The organism is Methylocystis sp. B8 (assembly GCF_005771425.1).
GTDB lineage: Bacteria > Pseudomonadota > Alphaproteobacteria > Rhizobiales > Beijerinckiaceae > Methylocystis.
In genome coordinates this window covers 73,807-96,273 of the sequence record NZ_VBTZ01000010.1, presented here as the reverse complement: position 1 = coordinate 96,273, position 22,467 = coordinate 73,807, and the positions used below count along the sequence as shown (strand labels likewise).

The window sequence follows — 22,467 nt, the reverse complement described above, 5'->3', positions numbered from 1 at the left end:
AAGTGGTCGTCGCGGCGATCTTATCGCGGGCGCCCCGCAGCGAAGGACGATGCGAACGCCCTCGGTTACAACCCGGCGGCCTTGGTGAGATTGACCCGGAACCGGTCGCGTTTTCGCTGGTAGCGGCGGGTCATCTCGGCGGAGGCGTGGCCAAGATGCTTTTGGAGATGCGCCTCATCGATTTGCGCAGACGAGGCAAGCCCGGCGCGCAGCGAATGGCCAGAAAAGGCGCGTTTGCGTTCGCCCTCCGAAAGATCGCCGCGAATACCGGCGGCGAGGGCGGTTTTCTGCACCAGTCGGGCGACGTGCTTGTCGGAGAGGCGCTCGGGCGAGACGCCGCCGTTCTTGCGCGCGACGCGGCGGAAGAGGGGGCCATGGCTGATGCGGCCGAGCTGCAACCAGGTCTCGAGCAGCGCGACGGGGCAGGTCTCGGGACGCGAGCCGCGGCCGATTTCGACCTCGCGCCAACCGGTCTTGCCAGAGATTTGCAGCACCGCGCCGCCGTCGTTATTGCTGGCCCTGGATATATCCGCAAAGTCTTTTCTGGCGCTCGAAACATCGGCGCCAGAGGGAAAAATCTCGACCCAGCCGGCGCCGTCTTCGCTCTGGTCGGGGCCGCAATCGAGCCCGACGATTTCCGAACGCCGTAACCCGCCGGCGAAGCCGATTGCGAGAATGGCGCGATCACGCAACCCGCGCAGATCCATATCGAGCGTCGCCAGCATCGCCAGCAGTTCATCGGCGAAGATCGCTTCTTTTTGGAGAGGGGGGCGGCCATGGGCGCGGCGAATGCCGGCGAGCACCGTCGAAATATGCCGGTCGGCAGTGTCGAGCGGTTCGCCGCGCTGGCGGTAATGCCAACAAATGCCGGCGAGCCGTCGCTCCAAAGTGGCGACTGAAACCGGCTCGCGACTTCCGGCGCCGATGTTTCGCGCGCCGGCAGAGACTCCGCCCTCCATGCAGGCGGCGAGATAGAGGCCGATGGTTTGCGGGTCCGGGGGCAGGGGATCGAGGCCCTGCCGACGCAGCCAGGCGCAAAACTGCCGCCAATCGGCGTCATAGGCGCGTCTTGTGTTGTCGGAGCGGGCGTTGCGGGCGTAATCGCGGGCTTTTTCTGAGAGGGCGGCGAGATGGGGAGGGGAGGGGGCGCGCGCGGCGAGCGCCTGGCCGCGCGCATTATCGTCTTCGGGATGGGCCATCTCGTCCTCGTTTTGGCGTCTCTCTGGGCGCTCACTCGATCTCGGGATCAAAAAATCCGACGCCTCGGCAGGCTCTTGGCGGCCGATTTCGGATCCGATCGCCCGGAAGTCCGCAGGTTCCGAATCATGTCCGATAAGCCCACATTATCGGACATAGAGGCGAGACGACAAGCGCGGCGGATCGATAGCGAATTTTAACAATAAAGCGCCGCCGCAACTTGTCGCCGGACTCGTTGCGAGCTTACGATTCTTACATGTTGGAAGATGATTCGGACGCCTTGTTTGACCCGCCAGCGCCGTCGACCGCGATGGCGAAACGCCGCAGGCGCATCCGCGACGATTCAACGGCAGCCGTACAAAAATCCCTTGAAATCCAGCCGTTTCCGTCCTGGGCACGGCTGCGAACGAACCCCGTCGACAACGCAGACGCCGCGGCCGACGCCGTCTTCGCCGCCGGCGCCAGTCTCGCGCGGCTCGACCAGATTATGCGTTCCGGCGCCGATATTTCGCGCGCCGGAATCGGCTCCGCCGATGTTTCGAGCGCCGGCAAAAACTTCGGCACAGACGGCGCTGAACCCGTCTTCGTCGGCGCGCTGCGACAGCGTCTCGCTTTGCGCGCCGCTGTCGCCTGCGCAACGATCGCGCGCTTACGCGAAGACGAAGGCGCGTTACGCGACGCCGAACATCTCGCCGGCTTTAACGCGGCGCTGACGCCGGGCGGGCGCCTGCATCGCCTCTGGCGACTCTTCGCGATGAGCCAGGGCCAGAACAATGCGCGGCTCGACGCCGCGTTCATGCGAACCGCCGCCGATTGCCTCGAGTTGCCGCCGCACATCAACGTCACAGCGCTTGTCGACCTCGCAGAGGAAGCTTCGACGGTTGGGAATCCGCTCAATGCAGCGGCGCGCGTGAGCGCGGCGTCGCTGCAGAGCATGAGCGACGCGCCGCAAATTGACGCGGAAATTTTCGCGTTGTGGCTCGCCGATCTTGTGCTGGCGCGACGCCTCGCGTGGGCGGCGCCGCTGCCGCTGTTGGCGACGGTAGTAACACACCCTTCGTTACGCACGGCGTCCAATCGACGACCGCGGCCGAGCGATCCCGATTGGTCTGTGAGCGTCGCACGCGCTGCTGCGCGCGCCGCACAGGACGCTTATGCGCTTGCCAGTGAGCTGGCGCGCCGGTCAGACAAGTTGCTGAGCGTCACGCCAAAACTGCGCGCCAAGCGAGCGGAACGCGTGGTCACCTTGTTGCTCGACGACGATTGCGTGTCGCCGGCGCGGGCGGCGAAAGCGGGGGGGCTTTCCGAACGCGCTTCGCGGCGTCTGTTCGATCGACTGGTCGCGCTTGGCGCCGTTCGGGAACTTACCGGCCGGGCAAATTTTCGACTCTACGGATTGTAAAGAGAGGGACGTCGACATGCGGTCGATGAAGGCGGTTCGACGAGAAGCAACGTCGGCGCAAGAAGCGCGCGCGCCGACAAGTCGTCGTGCGGCGCCGCGCGACCCGGAGCCATTATTCGACGCCGATCTCTTCGATCTGCCGCAGGCGATGCGCTGGCGCGAATGGATGGGTCGCGTCGAGGCGGCGATCTTCGCCTCGCCCGCGCCGGTGACGCGCGAGGCGCTGGCCAAACTGGTCGGGCGCGACTGCAATTTTGATGATCTGATTTCGGACATCCGCGACGACTTGCGCGCCAGGCCCTATGACCTCGTTCATGTCGCCGGCGGCTATCAATTGCGCACCAAACCGCGCTACGCCGACGCTATTCGCGTCTTGAACAACGGCGCCCGCGCCGCCGGACCGCCAGCGCTGACGCCGACCGAACTCCTCGCCGTGACGGCGATCGCCTATCTGCAGCCAGCGACGCGCGCGGAACTGTCGCAGTTTGCAGGGCGAGAAATCAGCCGCGACGTCATCGGCAGCTTGAAAGCGCTTGGCCTCATCGCCGCTGGACCGCGCGCGCCAATGCCCGGCGCGCCTTACGCCTACGTAACGACGAAGCGATTCCTCGAGGTATTCGGCCTCGCGAGCCTGCGCGATTTGCCCGATATCGAAAAGCTTGAAGACGCTGGACTGTTGACGCCTTCTTCCGCGGAACGCGATTTGAATGGCGTATTGGGCCTGACTGAACAACGAGGAGAAGGCTGACGAAGCGGCGGGTATGGAATGAGTCGGAGGGCGCCGCAGTTTGGCCGCGCTATTCGAGCGATCGCGGCGTCGGCCGCGGTCTCCGATCCTTTAATGATCAAGCTCCAGTGCGCGATTTGCGAATGAACCGGATCACGCGCCGACAAATCGGAATTCACCTCAACGCTTGTTGATCTCGGTTTCAAATTTGAAACCGATGTTTTGAGCTCGCAGCGCTAGTTTGGCTACGGCCGCAATGACGAGCGACCGGGACGCTGATGCGCCGCCCCAGCGCGTGCGGGGTTGCCGGAGGTAAGTCAAGCCTCTAGTTTTCCCTGGGGGTCGAATTCAGTATGGTCACGCCGCGGGCAAGGCTGAAGCGCGGCCATTGCTCCGACCAAGGCAGCTCGGCAGTGGAACTCCGCACAAAACGCCCGCCGGAGTGTAACAGCTATCCGCCCGCGAAGCTGGCGGCGGGACGCGGAGATCCTTGAAGGTAAGGAAAAGGGCGTTTTCGGTGGCCGCAAAAAAACAAGCGGGGAGATCGGGCGGCCTCCCCAAGAAGCCGGTACGAAGGACGCCCGCAGGAGCGCAGGGCCACGCGTCCAAGCCGGCTGATGTCGACCACAGGGCGCCACATCTTATCGTTGGCGTTGGCGCTTCGGCCGGCGGATTGGAGGCGTTTACCAAGCTCCTTCAGCATTTGCCGACGCACGCCAACATGGCCTTCGTGCTGGTGCAGCATCTCGACCCGCATCACGAAAGCGCACTCACGAATCTTCTGGCGCGGGCGACCTCGATGTCGGTCAAGGAAGTCACGAACGGTCTGCGCGTGGAGCGCGACTGCGTTTACGTCATTCCTCCCAACGCAAACATGGTCATCGCGCACGGGGTCTTGAACCTTCAGCCGCGCCAGGAAATGCGCGGCGCCCATCATTCGATTGATTTCTTTTTCCAGTCACTGGCGCAGGATCTGCAGGAACGCGCGATCGGCGTCGTTTTATCCGGAACGGCAAGCGACGGCACTTTGGGGTTGGAGGCGATCAAGGCTGAAGGCGGAATCACCTTCGCGCAGGATGACTCGGCCCGATACGATTCGATGCCGCGCAGCGCGATCGCCGCGGGATGCGTGGATTTCGTTCTCAAGCCGGAGGACATCGCCAAGGAACTCGCGCGTATTGCCGATCATCCCTTTGTCGCGGAGCGACCCCTCGCGTCTCCAGAAGACGATCGGGCTTTCGCCGTTGCGCATGAGGACGATGAGACGCCTCTCCCTTCCGGAGGGCATGGAGCGCCGGCCACGGACATAGAACAGGCGCGCGGCGAAGGCCGAGCCGTGCGCGGCAAGGCAAGAGACAACGGCTTCAGGAAGATCCTTCTCCTGCTCCGAAATCATAGCGGCGTGGATTTCTCGCTTTACAAATCCACCACCATCCAGCGCCGCATCAGCCGGCGCATGGTCTTGAACAGGAAAGACGCGCTCGAAGATTACGCTGACTTCCTGCGTGGAAACGCCAAGGAGCTCGACGCCTTATATTCCGACGTTCTCATCAGAGTGACCAGTTTTTTCCGCAATCCGGAAGCCTTTGACGTCCTCAAGCGCCAAGTCTTTCCCAGATTCCTTCAAAACAGCGCGGGAGAGCCCTTCCGGGCCTGGGTGCTTGGCTGTTCGACGGGCCAGGAAGCCTATTCCATCGCCATGGCGTTCGTTGAAGCGGCGGAGGAAGCGCATTCCGCACATAAAATCCAGATATTCGCTACCGACGTCAACGATGCGCTGCTCGACAAGGCGCGCCAGGGTCTTTACGCCAAGTCTCTCACACAGGACGTCTCTCCCGAACGACTGCGACGGTTTTTTATCGAGGAGGCAGACGGATACCGAGTCGACAAACGTTTGCGCGAAATGATCGTCTTCGCAAGACAAAATTTCATCAGCGACCCGCCGTTCTCGCGCATGGATCTGGTGAGCTGCCGCAATTTGCTGATCTATCTTGAGCCCAATTTGCAGCATAAGCTGCTCCCCACATTCCACTATGCGTTGAAGCCCGAAGGCTTTCTGTTCCTCGGCGCATCGGAGTCGATCAGCGGCTTTGCGGATTTGTTTGAGCCGCTGGATAGAAAGCACAAGATCTATTCCAGAAAAGGCTCGCCGACTCCGAGAGTCCATCCGCCGGCTAAAAAAGATCGCGACGAACACAAGCCGCGCCCTCAGCGCCCAGGGATTGGCGTGCCTCTTCCGACCCACGAAGCGCAAGAAGAGCCGGACGGTTTTCGCGCCGAACTTAACTCTCTGCGGGAGGCCGATCGCGTCACTGTCAGCAAATACGCGCCTCCCGGCGTGCTCGTGAACGCGGACTTGCAAATCATTCAATTCCGCGGTCCGACCGGCACATATCTTGAGCCCCCGACCGGCAACGCGAGCTTTGGCGTGCTGAAAATGGCGCGCGACGGCTTGATGCTGCCATTGCGCGCCGCGATCGACAAAGCGAAAAAGAGCAACGGCGTCGCGCGTAAGGAGAACATACGTTTAGAACAGAATGGCGAGACGCGGGTGGTGAATGTCGAGGTCATTCCGCTCAAGAATTTGCGCGAGCGCCATTTCTTGATCCTGTTTGACGAGTCGCAAAAGAGAAGCGTCGCCGACTCTCGCAAGAAGTCCAGCGGAGAGAGGCCGTCGCAACGGAGCAGCAAGAAGGAAGAATCGAGGCGCGTTGCCGATCTGGAGAGAGAGCTGGCCGAGACTCGCGATTATCTCCAGTTCATCCAGGAACAGAACGAAGCAGCCAACGAAGAGCTTCAGGCGTCCAACGAGGAGGTGCAGTCAGCCAATGAGGAGCTCCAAAGCATCAATGAAGAGCTTGAAACGTCCAAGGAGGAGTTGGAGTCGGCGAATGAAGAGCTGACCACGATCAATGAGGAAATGGCCAGCCGCAACGCCGAACTCAGCCGCCTCAACAGCGACCTCGTCAACTTCCAGATCGCAACCCATCTCGCCGTAGTGGTGGTGGCGCGCGATCTGACCATCCGCCGTTTCAGCGCGCAGGCCGCAAAACAATTCAACCTCCTGGCTGAAGACGTCGGACGGCCGCTCGCCGCCATACGGCACACTCTCGACCTGACCGATTTGGCGGCCTTTGTCGGCGACGTTATCGCCAGCGTGCGCGAGCGAGAGCAGGAAGTGCGCGATGAAGGAGGCTGCTGGCATTCCCTACGCGTGCGACCGTACCTCACTCTCGACAATAAGGTGGACGGCGCGGTGCTGGTCCTGGTGGACATCGACGCGCTCAAGCAAACGCAGCAGGACATCGCCGAAGCGCGCGAGCGCGCCGAGGCCATCATTAAAACCGTCCCCGATCCGTTGATCCTTTTGCACGGCGATCTGCGCGTCCACTCGGCGAACGTCGCCTTTTATCGGGCCTTCGGTCTTTCGCCGGCGGAAACGGCGGGGCGGTCGATTTTCGAGATCGATGGCGGCGCGTGGGCGAACTCCAAGCTTCGACAGCTGTTGGAAGACATCATTCCCCGCGACAATGTCTTCAACGACTTCGAACTCGCCCCCGAATTTGGACGGATCGGGCGGCGTGTCCTATTGCTTAATGCGCGGGCGCTGCGCCAGACCGACGGCAACCCTAAGCTGATTTTGCTAGGCATGCGCGACGTCACCGAGCTCGTGCGGTTGCAGGCGGAGATGCAACAGCTAGCCGCCATCGTGAAGTTCTCGGCCGACGCGATCATCAGCAAGGACATGAACGGCGCCATCACCAGTTGGAACGAGGGTGCCGAAAGGCTCTTCGGCTTCACCGCGCAGGAAGCCGTCGGTCAATCCGTGGAGCTGGTCGTTCCTCCGGAAGGCATCAACGAAGAGGCTTCTCTCATGGAGCGCGTCCGGCAGGGAGAGTCCGTCGAAAACCAAGAGACCGTGCGCCGCCGCAAGGACGGCGCGCTAGTCGAGATTTCGCTGAGCGCCTCTCCTATCAGGAATGTCCAGGGTCAGGTTACTGGCGTCGCGATGGTTTCCCGCGATATCACGGAGCGAAAGCAGGCGGAAGAGCACGTCAAGCTCCTGCTGAAGGAGGTCAACCACCGCGCCAAGAACATGCTCGGCGTCGTGCAAGTGATCGCGCGCCAAACCGCCGTCGCCAACCCAAAGGACTTCATAGAGCGTTTCTCAGAACGCGTCAGCGCGCTCGCGGCGAACCATGACCTCCTCGTAAAAAACGAATGGCGCGGTATTGAGCTCGCCGATCTTGTGCACGCGCAGCTTGCCCATTTCGCCGATCTCATTGGCGACCGCATTCTGCTGACAGGCTCATCCTTTCGCGTCTCGACCGCCGCCGCGCAGGCGCTCGGCATGGTGCTGTATGAGCTCGCCACCAACGCCAGCAAATACGGCGCCCTCTCGGATGGCGAGGGGCGCGTTGCAATCGATTGGCGCTTGGACGCCGACGTCTTTGCGATGAGTTGGACGGAGCGAGGAGGGCCGCCCGTCGCCCCGCCGGAACGCAAAGGCTATGGCTACAATGTGATCGTGACCTTGGCGAAGATGGCCTTGAAAGGCGAGGTCGCTTTGGACTATGACGCGGCCGGCATCGTTTGGCGCGTGCGCTGCCCAAGCGAGCGAGTCGTTGACCCCGGGACTTTCAAGGCCAACGCAGTAGGTAAGACTCAGCCGGTAGGGGGGTAGGGCGGCCATGGCGCGCATTCTGATAGTCGAAGACGAGGCTGTGCTTGCACTTGATCTGAGCTTGCAGCTTGCGGACGCCGGCTTTGACGTCGTCGGGCCTGCGTCTTCGAGTGAGGAGGCGCTAAAGCTCCTTCACAGCGTAGGCTGCGACGCAGCCTTGCTTGACATAAATCTCGATGGCGAGACCTCCGAGCCCGTCGCGGCCGCGCTGTTAGCGCTCGGCGTTCCCTTCGTCTCGCTCACGGGCTATAGCGCAGCGGAGCGGCCGGCAATTTTCCGTCACGCGCCTATGCTCGAAAAGCCTGTTCGCACCCCCGCCTTACTCGCCGCGCTAGGGACGTTGTGAATGCGTCTCGCTAGAGCGCTCGACGTTGAAAGAAGGCGTCGTTTGGGACCGTTAAATTATGGAATGGCCCGCCCCTCCTACCGGCGTTGTAGTTTCGCCGGAGGCTCAACCGGAGGGAAGGATCATGAAGACGAAGATTTCCGTGCTCGGCATCGATATCGGCAAGAACCTTTGCAGCCTGGTGGGGCTCGACACATCCGGCGCCGTGGTTTTACGCCGTCGCGCGAAGAGGGAAACGCTCGTTGGTTTGGCGGCGCAGTTGTCGCCCTGTGTTGTCGCGATGGAAGCGTGTTGCGGCGCGCATCATCTTGGCCGGCTATTCGCGACGCATGGTCACGAGGTCCGACTGATGTCTCCCGAATATGTTCGCCCGTATGTCAAGGCGCAAAAGAACGATGATCGCGACGCGGAGGCTATCGCAGAAGCGGCGACGCGGCCGACGATGCGCTTTGTCGAGTTGAAGACGCAGGATCAGCTCGACATACAAACGCTACACCGTTCGCGCGACCGCTTGATCGGCGAACGGACGGCGCTGATCAATCAGGCGCGTGCGATTCTTCTCGAGCGCGGGATTGTTGTTCCCAAGGGCAAGCGTCATCTCGAAGAAAGACTCGGCGTTCTGCTGGACGAACCGGACGAGCGAGGGCTCAGCGGGAGAATGCGCAGGCTCATCGCCGACGTTCGCGTGCAGTGGCGAGAATTGGACAAGCGGATCGCCGTATTCGATGCGGAGTTTGCGGCCTTTGCGAAAGAGAATGAGGACGCGCGCCGATTGGCGACGATTCCAGGCGTCGGCGCATTGATCGCTTCGGCTCTGCTCGCGGCGATTGGCAAAGCAGAGACATTCAAACATGGGCGCGATCTCGCAGCGTGGCTGGGCCTTGTTCCAAGGCAAGCGACAACCGGCGGAAAGCCCAAATTGCTCGGGATCAGCAAACGTGGGAACGCCTATTTACGTAAACAACTGATCCACGGGGCGCGCGCCGCGTTGCCTCATGTCGCCGAACGCGATACGAGGCTCGGCCGATGGCTGAAGGGATTGATCGCCCGCGTTCATCATAATGTCGCGGTCGTCGCGCTCGCCAACAAGCTGGCCCGGATTGCCTGGGCCGTGTTGCGGCGAGGAGAAAAATTTGCGGCTGGAAATTTGTCTGCCGCGGCGTAAGGTTAGACCCGTTACGCTGATCGAAGCGTTGATGGGCCGATGATGTTTGCGAGTGGTGGAAGCGAGATGGCCTAACAGTCGAACGGCAGCTTGGACGCCTGACCCAGTTAATGGCCCTTGGAGGTCGATTAAATTATGAGGAACGGGCTGCGCGGATCTCCATCTTGGCTCGGAGCTTTGCTCCAAAGCCGGATACGTTGAAGCAGACTGAAGAAGGCAGGACGCAAAAACTCTCGCAGACGGGGCAGGCCATACGTTAGCTGGGGCGCATCAACCGACACGACGACGAGAGCGGATCATGAAGCGGTTCAAATCCGCTCCTCGCCCCCAAGATCAGCTCGCCGACCTTCGCCGTGCGCGCCGCGCCCGGGCTTTCGCCGCATGGACGGAAATCACCGGCGCCTCGCTCGCTGCGTGATATATGCCGCCTCTGACAGGTCGAGATGACCGGCGCCAGTTAACGTGACGGTGCCACTTATGCTATAATTTAGGAGTAATGTCGTGTGCTCAATTAATCCTCGCCGACCGCCGCGCGGCATGTTCTTGCGATGGCTGCGGCGAAGCAGCGTCGTAAGGGCGGTTGGAGCGGCGGGAGTTGCGCTCACGTCGCTCTCTGCGATTGCGCAGGTTTCCTATCTGGAGAAAGTCCCGCCGGGCGAGAATGAGGACATTAAGGAAATCGTGCAGCGTGTTATAGATGCGCTATCTCGACATTATCCAAAAGAACAGGTGCTGGTCCGTCGAGACGCCCACGCGAAAGCCCATGGCTGCGTAAAGGCCTCCTTCCAAGTCGACAATGACATACCAGACGATTTGCGAGTGGGGATTTTTAAAACGCCGGGTAGGTCATACCGCGCATGGATTCGATTTTCGAACGGAGCTTTCGAACCGAGTCCAGATCCTAGAATGGATGGACGCGGTATGGCGATCAAGCTGTTGGATGTTTCTCAATCTATCGACCAACTGGGCGGTAAGTTTCGTACACAAGATATGTTAATGATAAATTATCCTGTCTTTTTTTCACCTGATGCAAATGACTATAAGGCTTTCAGTGAAGCAGGCGCGCTTACGGGTGATTCTGCAGGATTGCGGAGATATTTTTTTCCTTCGTACAACCCATTTAAGTGGAGAATACGGCAAGCTTGGATTGCGTATAAAATCGCCAGCCAAACAGTGATGTCGCCGTTGTCTGCGCAGTACTATTCGATGGTTCCATATAGATTTGGGTTCAATGAGTCTGGGCTGGAGCGCGCCGTTAAATACTCAGCAAAGCCATGTGATAGACAAGGTGGCAATAATTTGGGAGCGTCCGATGCGACAGGGCCGGACTATTTGAGAGAGGCGATGGTTGCTGAGTTAAACGAGAAATCTGTTTGTTACTCGTTCTTTGTTCAAGAAAAACAAGCTGGAATGTCAATTGAGGATGCGACAGCTGACTGGGACGAATCCAAATCTCCATGGAAAAAAATAGCTACGATAATGATTCCCAAGCAAACATTTGATACCCCTGAACGTAAGGGTATGTGTGAAAGCATGTCGTTCAATCCATACAATACCACCACTGAGCATATAGGACTTGGTGGCATTAATCGCATTCGCGCGCAGCTCTATGGCGTCATTTCCGATTACAGACACCGCCGGAATAGAGTGGAAAATGTTGACCCAAGCAAGGCTTGGGATGAAAGTAAATGATAGGCGTGACTTTGCGTGGATTGAGCACCTCGCTTTGGGCGTGACTTGCATCCAAGCGGGGCTCTGACGCAATTTTGGCCGCTGTCGTTTTCTGCCCATCTCAAATCCTCCTCAAAGGCCCAAAAGCCATACTTCACGGAGGATCACTTTTCAGGGGGCAGACCAATTTCTGTCATCCACAGAGGCAATCTTGCGACGGTTTCGGCGTTGTTGAGCCACGCCGACAGGAAGACGACAAATATTCGCGGCGCGAACCGCGCAATCTTTCGATACAGCGCGCCTCGTACGTTTGCGGGAAAGAAGAAGTCAAAGGAGGCAAACGCGCGCATATGGCACAAGAAACTCGGTCGGTATTTACATCCCGATGCCAATTCCGCGAGTTCGCGTAAAGTCCCATGAGATTCCTGAGCCGCGCACGACGCCACTGATCTCGCGGCTAAGGCGCTCATCGATGACAGGCCGCCACGGGACGAGCGTGAACTCGTAGGCGTTCTCGATGATCGCGTATTTACCGGAGACGAGATTCGTCGTGCCGGTGAAGACGCCGGAGACGCGCTCGCCTTCGTCATTCATTTTGAAGGGCGCGTGTTTGTCCGCGGCCATCGATTTCCCGACGCGCTCGATCTCGCTCCGCTCCAGTCGTTTGACTAAGTCTCCCGGCGCGCGGATGACGTTATCCGGCGTGCGCCGCGCGTGACCCATTGCGACGAGCGCCTCTCTGCGTTGTTTCATCGCCCGATCGACCTCGGCGCCGAATCCGACGCGCACGATGGGCGCGCGATTGGACGACGCCATCTCCCGGTCGAGCCAGGTGGCGCCCTTATCAAGCTCCCGAAGCTCGAGCATCAGGTCACCCACCAGCTTCTGCATACGGGGGCTCAGGCCGCGCGCGTTTGGCAGTTCTTCCCGCAACCATCGATCCAGCTTTGTTCGGCGCCTTTGGAAATGACCAACCCGCGCTCGAAAAGAACTGCCCGCAGCTGATTGATGAGAGCGGTTCGTCCGCCGACGAGACGCTCTCTCGTGCGGTGGAGTGACTGGAGATCGAGCTGTTCTCGCTCCTAAGTGTGACGAACCGCATCGCCGGCCTGGTCGCGGCTTCCGCGATTCCTTCGGCGTCCCGGTCATCGTTCTTCTGCGTCTTAACGTAGCACTTGACGTATTCAGGCGGCATCAATCTGACCGTGTGCCCTAGAGCGCAAATTGACGTCCGAGGTGATGGGTTCCGCAGCATGCCTCCATGCCGATGGTGCACGGCGCAAGCTTCTCGGCCAACTGCGCCAATGAAATTCTTCGGACGCGGCGGCGAAGAACGACTTCGCCTTTTTTGTCGAGTCCAACGAGACGGCCGCGAGCTTGCGGGCGACGGCGACGGCCGCTTGCGTCGGCAACCGCGTTTCGCCAACATCAATCCTCAGGCTTTGAGCTTGTCCTTGAATCGCATCGGCGACTTCAATTCAGCGACGCGTCGAATAGCAAACGTATGATCTCTGCGCGCACTCTTTGGAGGTGAAATTTCTCGACACATCGGTTCCATCGGACATGGGAGGATCTCCGGTGGGTTCGAAACGATCCCAGAACACGGCACGGCGCGCGTATTGGTCGAGCATGTTGGAGTGTGCGCCGAGGCGCTTCGTCACCCCGACCGCTCCGCGCGCCCTAATGCGTCGACTCGCCATGCGATTTAGGGGCATGCTCAAAAGCAAGAGCGTTGGCAAGCTCGGCGTCTGGCTGAAAGACGCCCAGAAGTCGGGCCTCTAATGCGATGCAACGTTTTGCTTGCACGCTGCAGAGACACATCGACGCGCTGAGAAGTTGCGATCACTGAGCCTTGGAGCAACGGCCAGACGGAAGGACAGATCAATCGGCTGAAGGCGCTCAAGCTTACGGTGTTGCCCAGCCTTCACCTATCCAGAATAGGATCGACAGGGCGCTGACAGAAATTATCCGGGGCACATGTCACGAGGTTCCTGATCGAGGCAGAGCACTCCGGAGGAGGCGATGAGCCTCAAGTCGCCGGCCAACGGATCATTTGCAAAGCTCGGCCTTGTCTGAAACGCCAGATGGGCACATATTTTCGCAAGGTCGGCCGCCATTTGGGCAGTGTCGGTTTGGTGGAGACATGACAATGATCGAAACATTGATAGGACTGATCTTTCTCGTCATCATCATCGGCGTTTTTTGGTGGGCCGCGACGACCTTGCTCCGTGTCATTCCTCTCGCGGAGCCATTTCGGACTGTTGTTAACGTGCTCGTCGTTTTGGTCGGGGTGTTCATTGTTCTTTATGTGGCGCAGATGTTCCTGACGGCAGCCGGCATTAAAGTGCCATGGCCTAAGTTTGGCGAAGCGAAGTCAATACACTCGATTATTCGTGCCTGAGCGATTTGTTCATCTGCATGGACCTCGCAGCTAGAACCGCTCGAGGTGCTGTCTGACCAGTCTCCTAACCGCGGTTGCCGCGGTTAGAGGCTGCATGAGATTCTTCCGGGCGCCCCACTTCCTAAGATCGTCTCGTCATCAATGCTTTGCTTCGTCATCGACTTGAGCATTGGATGCGGATCGCGCCGGTGACGTGTGAGTCTCGTCACCCGCCATGGCCATTAAGCGAATTGAATCCGCATGACGCTGGCTTTGTCATATTCAGCAGTTAATCTTGATGCTGTTTAGCTGCCCATGACCAGTGAGGATATCGCCATGAAGGGCTTTGTGGAAGACATTGAGGAACTAACCGAGGAGAACAAAGACTTCCGGCGCATTCTCTATACGGGCAAGCACCTTCAGTTGGTGCTGATGGCTCTAAAAGCCGGGGAGGAAATAGGAGAAGAAGTCCACTCGGACCACGACCAGTTCTTCCGGGTCGAAAAAGGCAAGGGCGAAGTGCTGATTGACGAAGTCCGTACGAAGATTAAGAGCGACGACGCGATCATCGTGCCCGCAGGCGCCCGTCATAACGTCATAAATAGGGGGGAAAAACCTTTGAAACTCTATACGATCTATGGCCCGCCGGATCATCGGGACGGCATCGTGCGCGCCACTAAGGCTGAGGCCGAAGCTGGTGACGAGCACTTCGATGGCAAGACGACTGAGTAGTTAGGCAGACGGGCAATTCAACCAGCCTGTCGACGACGGCAGACAAATTCTCTGCTGAGCGATATGAAGTGGAGCGAGACCAAGCGACGATTCAAAACGCAGCTCTTCCCGGGAATTAGTTTCGCGCGCTTGCAAGGTCGAGAAGTCGAGAAAGATGAGGACGTAGGAGGCGCCAACGCACAAAGCGAAAACGCGTCGCGGTTGCCGACGGAGCAATATTGCCTAGAGTATAATTGGCCGCGCCAAAGCCTTTGATCTGTCTGCTAAAGCAGCCTCTATGATGGCCTTCACTTCGGGCCGGATCGCCTTGCTGTCTCTCTCAAAGAGACCCTCAATGGCACCGGACCGAATTTGAGCCCTTCTTGCTTGGCTTTTCATTCTCGCGAGATAGGCGGCGGGGTCTTCGTTCATTCTCTTGCGCATTTACCTTAACTAGGGCGTGCGCGTCTTTTTGCGAGCTCAAAGCGAAGGCCGTGCATCACGGATGCACGCGGTTGAGAAGCGACCTCGCGGGGATTTATCCCGCCGGCCGAGCCGGCGTGCACCGCGCAAGTGGGCCGAGGATGACGGCAGCGATCTTTGTCGCGCCCTACTGGCCATTTTTCAAGACGGTCGAGCGCCGCCGCTTCGACCATTCTTCTGCTGATGGATCCTTACCGCCGATCTCGTCCGTTTTCTCCTATGACGCCATCACCGACTCGATGGCCTATGACAACTTCGACGAGCACGGAACCTGGAAGAATCGTTGGCTATATCGATATCGACCTGGCTTTGGCGTCGCCGAATGGCGTGACGACTCTCCGCTCGACGGCTTGCTCGCAAATATCTTCCAAGAGCACAAGAAAGTTGTGTTCTCGGAGCCGATCGGCTGGGGCGAGTTCGCGCGCATCGGCGAGACCTTTGTGAACTATCCGCGCAAAGACCCGTTTGGTTCGACGCCGCCGATGATTGGGAACGGCAAGCAGGTCGTGCTCTTCGAAGAATTGCGCGAGACCTTTAGCACGCGCCATGGCGATCTTTATCGCCAGGTGCTTGTCTTCAAATACATGCAGACATTCGGCGGGAAGACAGTCTGCGGACGCTATTTCTGCGCGCTCGGGATCGGCCCAATCGCTATCGAATGGATCGGCGCGTTGCCGTCTGGCGCGATCATCACTACCTCGCGCGCTTCACGCAACATCTTTCATGGGAAGGACTTCACCGGCTCGCCGATTTGATCGGCCAACCGCGTAATCTCGCACCGTGTTACAACATCGCACCGACAACGCAGATTGAGGTCATTCGCCCTGCGGCGTGCGGCACTCACGGCGACGGCGGCTTCTTTTCCGATTGGCGGAACGTCGAGCCGACGCAAACCTCCACCGACATCCCCTCGAAGGCATCGCTCATCCCAACGAAGGTCCCAGCTACGGGCATCACCTGTCGGATGTCCCGTCCGACCGCGACAGGAATCAGATTGGCGCCGCCCACGCTGCGGTTCGTGGGATCGAAGGTGATCCAACCCGCGCCCGACACATAGACTTCCGCCCAGGCATGGGTTGTTCCTGCGCCCTCCGAACCCGCTATGTCCCCGTCTGGATTGTGAAGATAGCCCGACACGATCCTCGCCCCGAATCCAAGCGTGCGGACCGCCTCGACGAAGAGCACTGCCATGTCGCGGCAGGAACCCCATCCACGCTCCAATGTGTGTGCAGGCGATTGCGTTCCCTCCGCGTCGCGTTGTCGATAGAGAACCCAGGCCAATACACCTGCATTGACGTCCTTCAGGAGCGAAAGAGTGTCGGTCGGGTTACTGCGGACAAAGCCTTGTACCCATTCCCGCAATCGCGCCGTCGAATCGGGGTATTGCGGAGCGGTCAGAGCTCCGAGGTCTGTCCATTCGTCCTCACTGTATCGAAAGGGATAGAAGATCGCAGAGGCGGCGATTTCGAAGACTGGCCATGCAGCGGCATCTAGCTCAAGTTCGGCGACGCTATCGATAATCAGATTGTTGGTCATGGTTTGGAAAGTCGCGGTCGCCACCATGTTGCCCGCAACATCCTGCGCCCAGGTCACGACCGCATGCGGCTCCACGTGCAGCTCCATTGACAGCAGACGGAGATCGCGGCTCTTCCGCGGCCGAAGAATAAGGCGATGCGGACGCGGGGCGACGGGTTTGCCGTAGCGATAAGTCGTCCTGTGGCGGATTCTCAACGTGACCATGGCACTCTCCAGTGCGGCACAGCGCTAAGGGCTTCAGATCTGGTTTCAGCGATGCTGATCTGGCGACGATCGAGCCTGTGCCGTTTTCTGCCGATCTCGAATCCTCCTCAAAGGCCCAAAAGCCACACTTCACGCTCATTGCTCGAGAGAGTGTGGGAGCTTCGAAGTCATGCGTCGCCAATAGGCCTTTTAGTCGTCATGGAACACGAACGAGAGCTGTGCGTTTACCAATGTAGCGCGTAACGTCGCGCGTCGCTCAATCGTTTAGGAGTCAATCATGGGCAGCACTACCGATAAGATCAAAGGTGCGGCAAATCAGACGGCGGGAGCAGTCAAGCAAGGGGTTGGCCAAGCAGTAGGCAACCCGAACCTAGAGCTCAAAGGCGCCGTGCAGCAACTCAAGGGCCAGGGGCAGGAAGCCGTCGGCAAGGCCAAAGACGCTGTCAAGAAGCTCGTCGACAAGGCTTAACTGGACCTCATCCTGAGCGCGAAATAGCGGCCCTAAGGGCCGCTATTTCATATTGCCATCATTTGAACCGTCGGGGGCCGAGATCCCCTTGGGGGTTAAGAAAAAGATCGCCTCAATGTAATTGAGCAAATGCGAGATGGTCAGGATGAAGGCGCAGCGAGAATGAGAGACGATTGGTGTGCGAGGCCAATGTTCTTCCGAGATTAGCGACTTCGCTGACCGCACGAGCAAAGAGTAGAACTTCGAGAAGAGGGGGTCGCAGCAAGGCATAGCCAATCAGCTTGGAATTGAGTGTGCGCAAGGTGTTGAAAGCGACGAAACGGCGGCATAATCCGCGGCTACGGGCGTTGATATCGTTCAGGGTGATGCGTGATGGCCAATGAACCAAAAACTTCGACTAAAGATAACCCGCTGGTCCGCGCCCTATCCAGATGGGAGAACGAGGGCGGTCGAACCGATGCGGATCGGGAAAAGCGGGCTGCTCTGGCCAAGGAAGAAGAAGCGCTCATTTTGCAGTGCTTGGGAGCGGCGGTCATCAGCCGCTGGAATAATCTTCCCACGGAAGTCCAGCGGGATCTATTCGCACGCGCCGTTTCTGTCGGCGAGCCGCTCCCCACAGCGGACCTGAAAGAGCAACTCGCTCGCTTTCTTCACAGCCACAAAGATTTGTGACTGCGGTGATAGGACCTACTGCGTTTCGCGAATGACCGAGCGCTTTTTTTTCTTCTACCGTCAGAATGCTCAAACAGCCGCGCCGAATATTTCCCCTATACCGGCCGTTAGGGCCATCGCCAAGGCGCCCCAGAATGTCACTCGTGCTGTGGCGCGCAAAACATTCGCCCCGCCTGCTCTTGCGCCAATGGCGCCCAGAAGAGCGAGAAAACACAAAGACGCGCCGGAAACGATGGGAACAAGATCGCCAGCAGGCGATACCAGAATCATGAGTAAGGGCATGGCGGCGCCGATAGAAAATGCTGCAGCCGATGCCAGTGCGGCTTGGACAGGACGTGCCGTGGTGATTTTCGAAATCCCCAGTTCATCGCGCGCGTGAGCGGTTAAGGCGTCTTTCGCCATCAACTGTTGGGCAACCTGCCGCGCAAGAGCGGTATCGACACCGCGCTGGACGTAAATTTCGGCAAGCTCGTCAAGTTCGGCCTTGGCGCTCTCGGTCAGTTCGCTGCGTTCCCGAGCGAGATCCGCCCTTTCGGTATCGGATTGCGAGCTAACTGAGACATATTCGCCAGCGGCCATCGACATGGCGCCAGCCACTAGTCCCGCGACGCCAGCGATCAAGACGCCGCCCTCAGCCGTATTGGCTGCCGCAACGCCGACGATCAAGCTCGCAGTTGAAACGATGCCGTCATTGGCGCCGAGCACCGCGGCTCTTAACCACCCGATACGCCCGACCAGATGGTATTCGGGGTGCAGTCGCAGACGACTCATCCGACGTTCCAATTCTCAGATTAAATCCGCCCAAGCAGCATGAGAACGACAAGAACGATCAGGATGAGGCCGATCACGCCGACGCCGCCATGCCCGTACCCATAGCCGTAGCCGCCAAAACGTCCACTGAAACCGCCGAGCAAAACGATGATGAGGAGGATGATGAGCAATGTTGAGAGTGACATTAAGCAATCTCCGTCGCAGGGAATTTCACTTTTGAGCTTATCACGGCCGCTTCGCCGGTCCACACCCGTATCTTTTCAAGACATTCAAATTGAAAGGCGGCAACGCGTCGAATAATAACGCCCCTCGAAAATCAGCTACTCGTCGGGTTCACTATGATCTCGCATGGAGCTGGATCTCGCGGTCGTAGAAGCGCTTGTCAACATTGCGGCGTGCCGCGTGGATGATGGTCGAGCCCGGCGCTTCCTCGCAGAGCAGCTCCATCAGCCGCATCTGACTGAGGTCGTCGAGCGCCGAGGTCGGTTCGTCCATGATGATGATGTCTGGTGGCCTCAGCAGCACGCGCGCGAAGCCGAGCTGTTGCTGTTCGCCGTCGGATAGCACATCGGCCCAGCTCTGCTCCTCGTCCAGGCGCGATACGAGATGAGCCAAGCCGCAAGCGGCGAGGATCCTTTTGGTGCGCGCGGGGTCGGGCGGCGTGTCGCCGCATGGATAGTCGAGCGCATCGCGCAGCGTGCCCCGCGGCATATACGGCTGCTGCGGCATGAACGCGATGCGCGCATCCTTCGGACGTAGAATGCGGCCGCTGCCCCACGGCCACAACCCCGCCATGGCGCGGATCAGCGTGCTCTTGCCGGTGCCAGGATCTCCCTTAACGAGAACCTTCTCGCCGCGTCCGATCGTCGCATCGGTGTCCGCGAGCATCAACGCGCCGTCATGCTGGGCGATGGAGAGCCCGCAAAGATGCAATGCGTCGTCGTCGCTGAAGGCGAGATCGATCATCTTCTCCTCGGCTCCGATCGCAAGCTCGTCGAGGTCATCGAAGAAGAGGTCAAGGGCGGCGACGCGCCGAGCCGAGGCAAACCAGTCCGCGAGGCGCAGCGAATTGTCGGCGAGCCAGTTGAGCGCCAATTGCACCTGTACGAAGGCGGCCGCCGCTTGCATGAGATCGCCGAGCGACATTTCGCCGGCGAGATATTTCGGTGCGCCCAGCATGAGCGGGATGGCGGGCGCGAGCACGTTATTGCCGCTCGACAGGAAGAGCATGCGCGCCTGTCGGCCAATCACCGCAACCCAGCGCAGCGCAACCTGACTGAATCTCGCATAATGCCGCTCCCGCTCGGCGTCGTCGGCGCCGATAAGCGCGATTGTTTCGGCGTTTTCGCGAGTGTGCGAAAGTTCAAAGCGAAAGTCCGCCTCTGCGGCCGCCTTCGCTTCGACGCGCGCGACGAGCGGACGGCCCAAAAGCAGCATGCCGAAGGACGTCGAGGCGGAATAGATGACGACTGCGATTACGAGATAGCCGGGGATCGTCACGCCCCCAATCGTCAGCGAGCCGCCGATGAACCACAACACGCTGACGAACGAGACCGCCATGAGCAGAGCATTCGTGACGCCCGTCGCAAAGTCGACGAAGAGCTCGATCGCGATCCGACCATCCTCGGCGATGCGCGCTTCTGGATTGTCGACGAGCCGAAGGACGCTGAGCTGATAAAAGCGGCGGCGCTCCATCCAGCGCCGCACGAGCGTCTGAGTCAGCCATTCCCGCCAGCGCAACTGAAAGCGCATACGCATTTGCAGCAGCGCGACGCTCGTCAACGCAGAGGCGAAGGCCAGCGCCAGCATCAGGCCGATGCTGAGAAAGATCAGCTGCTGGTCCTTATTCTGCAGGGCGTCGAAGAAAAACTTGTTCCACCGGTTGACCGCGATGGCCGGGGCGAGATTGAGCAGCAGGCAGGCAAAGAGCCCGACCACGAACAGTTTCGCTTTGCGGCGCGTCGGCCCGGTCCAGAAGCCAAAGGAGAGGTTTGCAAAGTGGCGCAGGAGCCGCGCATCGACCGCGGTTGGAACAATGACGTTAGTCATATTCGTTCTTAAAGCTCAACTTGGGATGACCGGCAAGGCGGCATAGATGGCGCTGCATCTTGGTGCGAACGGCCTCTTCATGTGAGACTATCGCTGTCTAGCTGCGAACTCCTATGTGATCGTCTTTCTCATGTCCTTTTGATGGACGCCGTCTGGCTCCGCGTGAAGCCAGGCCGAGAGGCAGACTAGACGTTCGCCAACACGAGATTGTAGACAGGAACCCTAAGTGACCTGGGACGCGAACGAAACTCCCTACTGGAGCCATGATTCTTCCGAGCTGGCCGCAGCTTTGGAGTCGGGTCCCAACGGACTATCGTCCGATCGCGCTGCTGCGCGCCTTTTAAGCGTCGGTCCCAACAGCGTCGAGGATGCGCCGCGCCTGAGCGCGCTTCGCCTCCTTCTGCGCCAGTTCCAAAGCCCGCTCGTCCTCATCCTGGCGTTCGCCGCCGCAATCTCGCTGGCGCTTCAGCAATGGGTGGACGCCGTCATCATCCTGGCGATCGTCCTGGGCAGTTCGCTCCTCAGCTTCTTTCAGGAATATCGGGCGTCCACCGCGGTCGAGGAACTCAAGAAGCGCCTGGCGCTGACGTGCCGCGTGGTGCGGGATGGGGTGGAGCAGACGACGCCGGTCAGCGCGATCGTGCCCGGCGACCACATCCTCCTCTCGGCGGGCAATCTAATCCCGGCGGATGGGCTCGTGATCGTGGCGCAGGACTTCCTCGTCAGCGAAGCGAGCATGACCGGCGAGTCGTTTCCGGTCGAGAAGCGGGCCGGGATAGTTCGTCCCGACGCGCCTATCACTGAACGGACCAATGCCGTCTTTCTCGGCGCTTCGGTGCGCAGCGGCACGGCGAAAGTCCTTGCCGTGAGCACCGGCCGCCGGACCGAGTTCGGCGCTATTGCGGCGCGGCTGGGGGCGCGCCAACCAGAGACCGACTTTGCCCGCGGCGTGCGGCAGTTCGGTTATCTCCTCGTCCGCGTGATGATTGTTATCGTTCTCTTCGTGCTGACTGTGAACCTGTTGCTCGACCGCCCGGTGATCGAGTCCCTGCTGTTCGCCGTGGCGCTCGCGGTCGGCCTGTCGCCTGAACTCTTGCCGGCGATCATCAGCGTGACCCTTTCGGCCGGCGCGCGGGCCATGAGCAAGCGGGGCGTCATCGTCCGCCGGCTCGACGCCATCGAGAACCTCGGCAGCATGGATATCCTGTGCACCGACAAGACGGGCACATTGACCGAAGGCGCCATTGTTCTGCGCGACGTCCTCGACGCCGGAAGCCAACCTTCAGATGAGGTGCGACGGCTTGCCTTTCTCAACGCCGCCTTCGAGACCGGCATCGAAAACCCGCTCGATGAAGCGATTGTGACTGCGGGCAAGAACATTGGGCTAACGACCCGCGGCGCGGCCAAGATCGATGAAATCCCCTACGACTTCATGCGTCGCAGGCTCACCATCGTCGTGGTGGAGGACGGAGCGCCGTCGCAGCGCCTGTTCATCACCAAGGGGGCGTTTTCGAACGTGATCGACATTTGCACATCGTTGGACCGCGATGGCGTCGAGGTTCTGGTGAACGCCGAGCGGCGCGCGGAACTCGAGAAGGTCTTCAAGGCCAAGAGCGCTGAAGGCTTCCGTGTTCTGGCCGTCGCGACCCGCAAGGTTCCAGCGAAGGCGGACTACGACCGCGACGACGAACGGGAGATGACTTTTCGTGGCTTTCTTGTCTTCTACGACCCGCCCAAGGCGGACGCGCGGCGCACGATCGACGACCTCAATCGGCTAGGCATCCGCATTAAGGTGATCAGCGGCGACAACCGCTATGTGACGGCGCCTCGGCGCGAAAGAGTCGCCGGGCATCATCTCACGAGAGAGAAATTTGCAAATTACTGGTCGCGCTATGACAAAAGAGCAAAGCGCGCCGCTCGTGATTACGACCTGCCCGTCGACGAGGAGGAGGGCAGGGGAATCATCGAACTTCTCGCCAGTACGGATGGCTGGCGATATG

17 protein-coding genes and 2 pseudogenes are annotated in these 22,467 nt (G+C 59.7%); 13 read left to right on the top strand and 6 right to left on the bottom strand.

The features are described from left to right. Nucleotides 1-65: 65 nt before the first annotated feature. Nucleotides 66-1,199, bottom strand: a complete 1,134-nt coding sequence (locus FEV16_RS14530; RefSeq protein WP_138168335.1) for a tyrosine-type recombinase/integrase — start codon at nt 1,197-1,199, stop codon at nt 66-68. Nucleotides 1,200-1,453: 254 nt separating this feature from the next. Here FEV16_RS14530 and FEV16_RS14525 point away from each other — a divergent pair, with 254 nt between their 5' ends. The 7 genes and pseudogenes from FEV16_RS14525 (at nt 1,454) to FEV16_RS14495 (ending at nt 11,213) form a co-directional block, all read left to right on the top strand. Beyond that, complete coding sequence (locus FEV16_RS14525; protein ID WP_138168334.1) at nt 1,454-2,599, top strand: DUF1403 family protein; 1,146 nt, start codon at nt 1,454-1,456, stop codon at nt 2,597-2,599. Between the two features lie 16 nt (nt 2,600-2,615). After that, entirely contained in the window at nt 2,616-3,347 is a 732-nt protein-coding gene (locus FEV16_RS14520; RefSeq protein WP_138168333.1) for an SMC-Scp complex subunit ScpB, read from the top strand. Nucleotides 3,348-3,843: 496 nt separating this feature from the next. Further along, nucleotides 3,844-8,010 carry a chemotaxis protein CheB gene (locus FEV16_RS14515; protein ID WP_138168332.1) on the top strand — a complete coding sequence of 1,389 codons (4,167 nt, stop codon included), beginning with the start codon at nt 3,844-3,846 and terminating at the stop codon, nt 8,008-8,010. Nucleotides 8,011-8,017: 7 nt separating this feature from the next. Beyond that, on the top strand, nt 8,018-8,356 hold the full coding sequence (locus FEV16_RS14510) for a response regulator (RefSeq protein ID WP_138168331.1): 339 nt from the start codon (nt 8,018-8,020) through the stop codon (nt 8,354-8,356). Nucleotides 8,357-8,480: 124 nt separating this feature from the next. Beyond that, nucleotides 8,481-9,521, top strand: a complete 1,041-nt coding sequence (locus FEV16_RS14505) for an IS110 family transposase (protein WP_138168330.1) — start codon at nt 8,481-8,483, stop codon at nt 9,519-9,521. Between the two features lie 265 nt (nt 9,522-9,786). Continuing rightward, nucleotides 9,787-9,918: pseudogene (locus FEV16_RS17315) on the top strand (IS6 family transposase); the annotation flags it as partial. 104 nt (nt 9,919-10,022) lie between these two features. Next, the gene (locus FEV16_RS14495; RefSeq protein WP_138168329.1) at nt 10,023-11,213 is read left to right on the top strand and encodes a catalase family protein; all 1,191 of its coding nucleotides are present in this window, start codon (nt 10,023-10,025) and stop codon (nt 11,211-11,213) included. 354 nt (nt 11,214-11,567) lie between these two features. Here the strand turns inward: FEV16_RS14495 and FEV16_RS17480 are convergent. Next, nucleotides 11,568-12,557: pseudogene (locus FEV16_RS17480) on the bottom strand (IS110 family transposase); the annotation flags it as partial. Between the two features lie 784 nt (nt 12,558-13,341). Between FEV16_RS17480 and FEV16_RS14485 the strand changes: the two are divergent. The 3 genes from FEV16_RS14485 (at nt 13,342) to FEV16_RS16975 (ending at nt 15,521) form a co-directional block, all read left to right on the top strand. Beyond that, on the top strand, nt 13,342-13,593 hold the full coding sequence (locus tag FEV16_RS14485; RefSeq protein ID WP_246657353.1) for a hypothetical protein: 252 nt from the start codon (nt 13,342-13,344) through the stop codon (nt 13,591-13,593). Nucleotides 13,594-13,908: 315 nt separating this feature from the next. Then, a complete protein-coding gene (locus FEV16_RS14480; RefSeq protein ID WP_138168326.1) occupies nt 13,909-14,304 on the top strand; it encodes a cupin domain-containing protein in 396 nt (131 codons plus the stop codon). A gap of 563 nt (nt 14,305-14,867) precedes the next feature. Next, nucleotides 14,868-15,521: a hypothetical protein gene (locus FEV16_RS16975; RefSeq protein ID WP_171015242.1), complete on the top strand. Its 654-nt coding sequence runs from the start codon at nt 14,868-14,870 to the stop codon at nt 15,519-15,521. An 85-nt stretch (nt 15,522-15,606) separates the two neighbouring features. Here FEV16_RS16975 and FEV16_RS14470 read toward each other — a convergent pair whose 3' ends face one another. Continuing rightward, nucleotides 15,607-16,506: a transglutaminase family protein gene (locus FEV16_RS14470; RefSeq protein WP_138168325.1), complete on the bottom strand. Its 900-nt coding sequence runs from the start codon at nt 16,504-16,506 to the stop codon at nt 15,607-15,609. 277 nt (nt 16,507-16,783) lie between these two features. On the opposite strand from FEV16_RS14470, the gene FEV16_RS14465 reads away from it, so the two are divergent. Together FEV16_RS14465 and FEV16_RS14460 are read left to right on the top strand one after the other, a co-directional pair. Continuing rightward, entirely contained in the window at nt 16,784-16,975 is a 192-nt protein-coding gene (locus tag FEV16_RS14465; RefSeq protein ID WP_138168324.1) for a CsbD family protein, read from the top strand. A 372-nt stretch (nt 16,976-17,347) separates the two neighbouring features. Continuing rightward, the gene (locus tag FEV16_RS14460) at nt 17,348-17,647 is read left to right on the top strand and encodes a hypothetical protein (RefSeq protein ID WP_138168323.1); all 300 of its coding nucleotides are present in this window, start codon (nt 17,348-17,350) and stop codon (nt 17,645-17,647) included. A gap of 69 nt (nt 17,648-17,716) precedes the next feature. Here FEV16_RS14460 and FEV16_RS14455 read toward each other — a convergent pair whose 3' ends face one another. The 3 genes from FEV16_RS14455 to FEV16_RS14445 all read right to left on the bottom strand — a co-directional run bounded on the left by FEV16_RS14455 (nt 17,717) and on the right by FEV16_RS14445 (nt 20,467). Then, on the bottom strand, nt 17,717-18,418 hold the full coding sequence (locus FEV16_RS14455; protein WP_138168322.1) for a VIT family protein: 702 nt from the start codon (nt 18,416-18,418) through the stop codon (nt 17,717-17,719). 20 nt (nt 18,419-18,438) lie between these two features. Further along, nucleotides 18,439-18,603: a DUF3309 family protein gene (locus FEV16_RS14450; protein WP_083909734.1), complete on the bottom strand. Its 165-nt coding sequence runs from the start codon at nt 18,601-18,603 to the stop codon at nt 18,439-18,441. Between the two features lie 151 nt (nt 18,604-18,754). Next, nucleotides 18,755-20,467, bottom strand: a complete 1,713-nt coding sequence (locus FEV16_RS14445; protein WP_138168321.1) for an ABC transporter ATP-binding protein/permease — start codon at nt 20,465-20,467, stop codon at nt 18,755-18,757. 226 nt (nt 20,468-20,693) lie between these two features. On the opposite strand from FEV16_RS14445, the gene FEV16_RS14440 reads away from it, so the two are divergent. Next, nucleotides 20,694-22,467: HAD-IC family P-type ATPase (locus FEV16_RS14440; RefSeq protein ID WP_246657352.1), on the top strand; the 1,774-nt coding region annotated here is incomplete at its 3' end.

Coding starts and splice junctions, on each gene's coding strand:
- FEV16_RS14505 (WP_138168330.1), top strand. CDS start 8,481: ATGAAGACGAAGATTTCCGTGCTCGGCATCGATATCGGCAAGAACCTT.
- FEV16_RS16975 (WP_171015242.1), top strand. CDS start 14,868: ATGACGGCAGCGATCTTTGTCGCGCCCTACTGGCCATTTTTCAAGACG.
- FEV16_RS14450 (WP_083909734.1), bottom strand. CDS start 18,603: ATGTCACTCTCAACATTGCTCATCATCCTCCTCATCATCGTTTTGCTC.
- FEV16_RS14480 (WP_138168326.1), top strand. CDS start 13,909: ATGAAGGGCTTTGTGGAAGACATTGAGGAACTAACCGAGGAGAACAAA.
- FEV16_RS14460 (WP_138168323.1), top strand. CDS start 17,348: ATGGCCAATGAACCAAAAACTTCGACTAAAGATAACCCGCTGGTCCGC.
- FEV16_RS14455 (WP_138168322.1), bottom strand. CDS start 18,418: ATGAGTCGTCTGCGACTGCACCCCGAATACCATCTGGTCGGGCGTATC.
- FEV16_RS14465 (WP_138168324.1), top strand. CDS start 16,784: ATGGGCAGCACTACCGATAAGATCAAAGGTGCGGCAAATCAGACGGCG.
- FEV16_RS14520 (WP_138168333.1), top strand. CDS start 2,616: ATGCGGTCGATGAAGGCGGTTCGACGAGAAGCAACGTCGGCGCAAGAA.
- FEV16_RS14510 (WP_138168331.1), top strand. CDS start 8,018: ATGGCGCGCATTCTGATAGTCGAAGACGAGGCTGTGCTTGCACTTGAT.
- FEV16_RS14470 (WP_138168325.1), bottom strand. CDS start 16,506: ATGGTCACGTTGAGAATCCGCCACAGGACGACTTATCGCTACGGCAAA.
- FEV16_RS14445 (WP_138168321.1), bottom strand. CDS start 20,467: ATGACTAACGTCATTGTTCCAACCGCGGTCGATGCGCGGCTCCTGCGC.
- FEV16_RS14530 (WP_138168335.1), bottom strand. CDS start 1,199: ATGGCCCATCCCGAAGACGATAATGCGCGCGGCCAGGCGCTCGCCGCG.
- FEV16_RS14525 (WP_138168334.1), top strand. CDS start 1,454: ATGTTGGAAGATGATTCGGACGCCTTGTTTGACCCGCCAGCGCCGTCG.
- FEV16_RS14485 (WP_246657353.1), top strand. CDS start 13,342: ATGATCGAAACATTGATAGGACTGATCTTTCTCGTCATCATCATCGGC.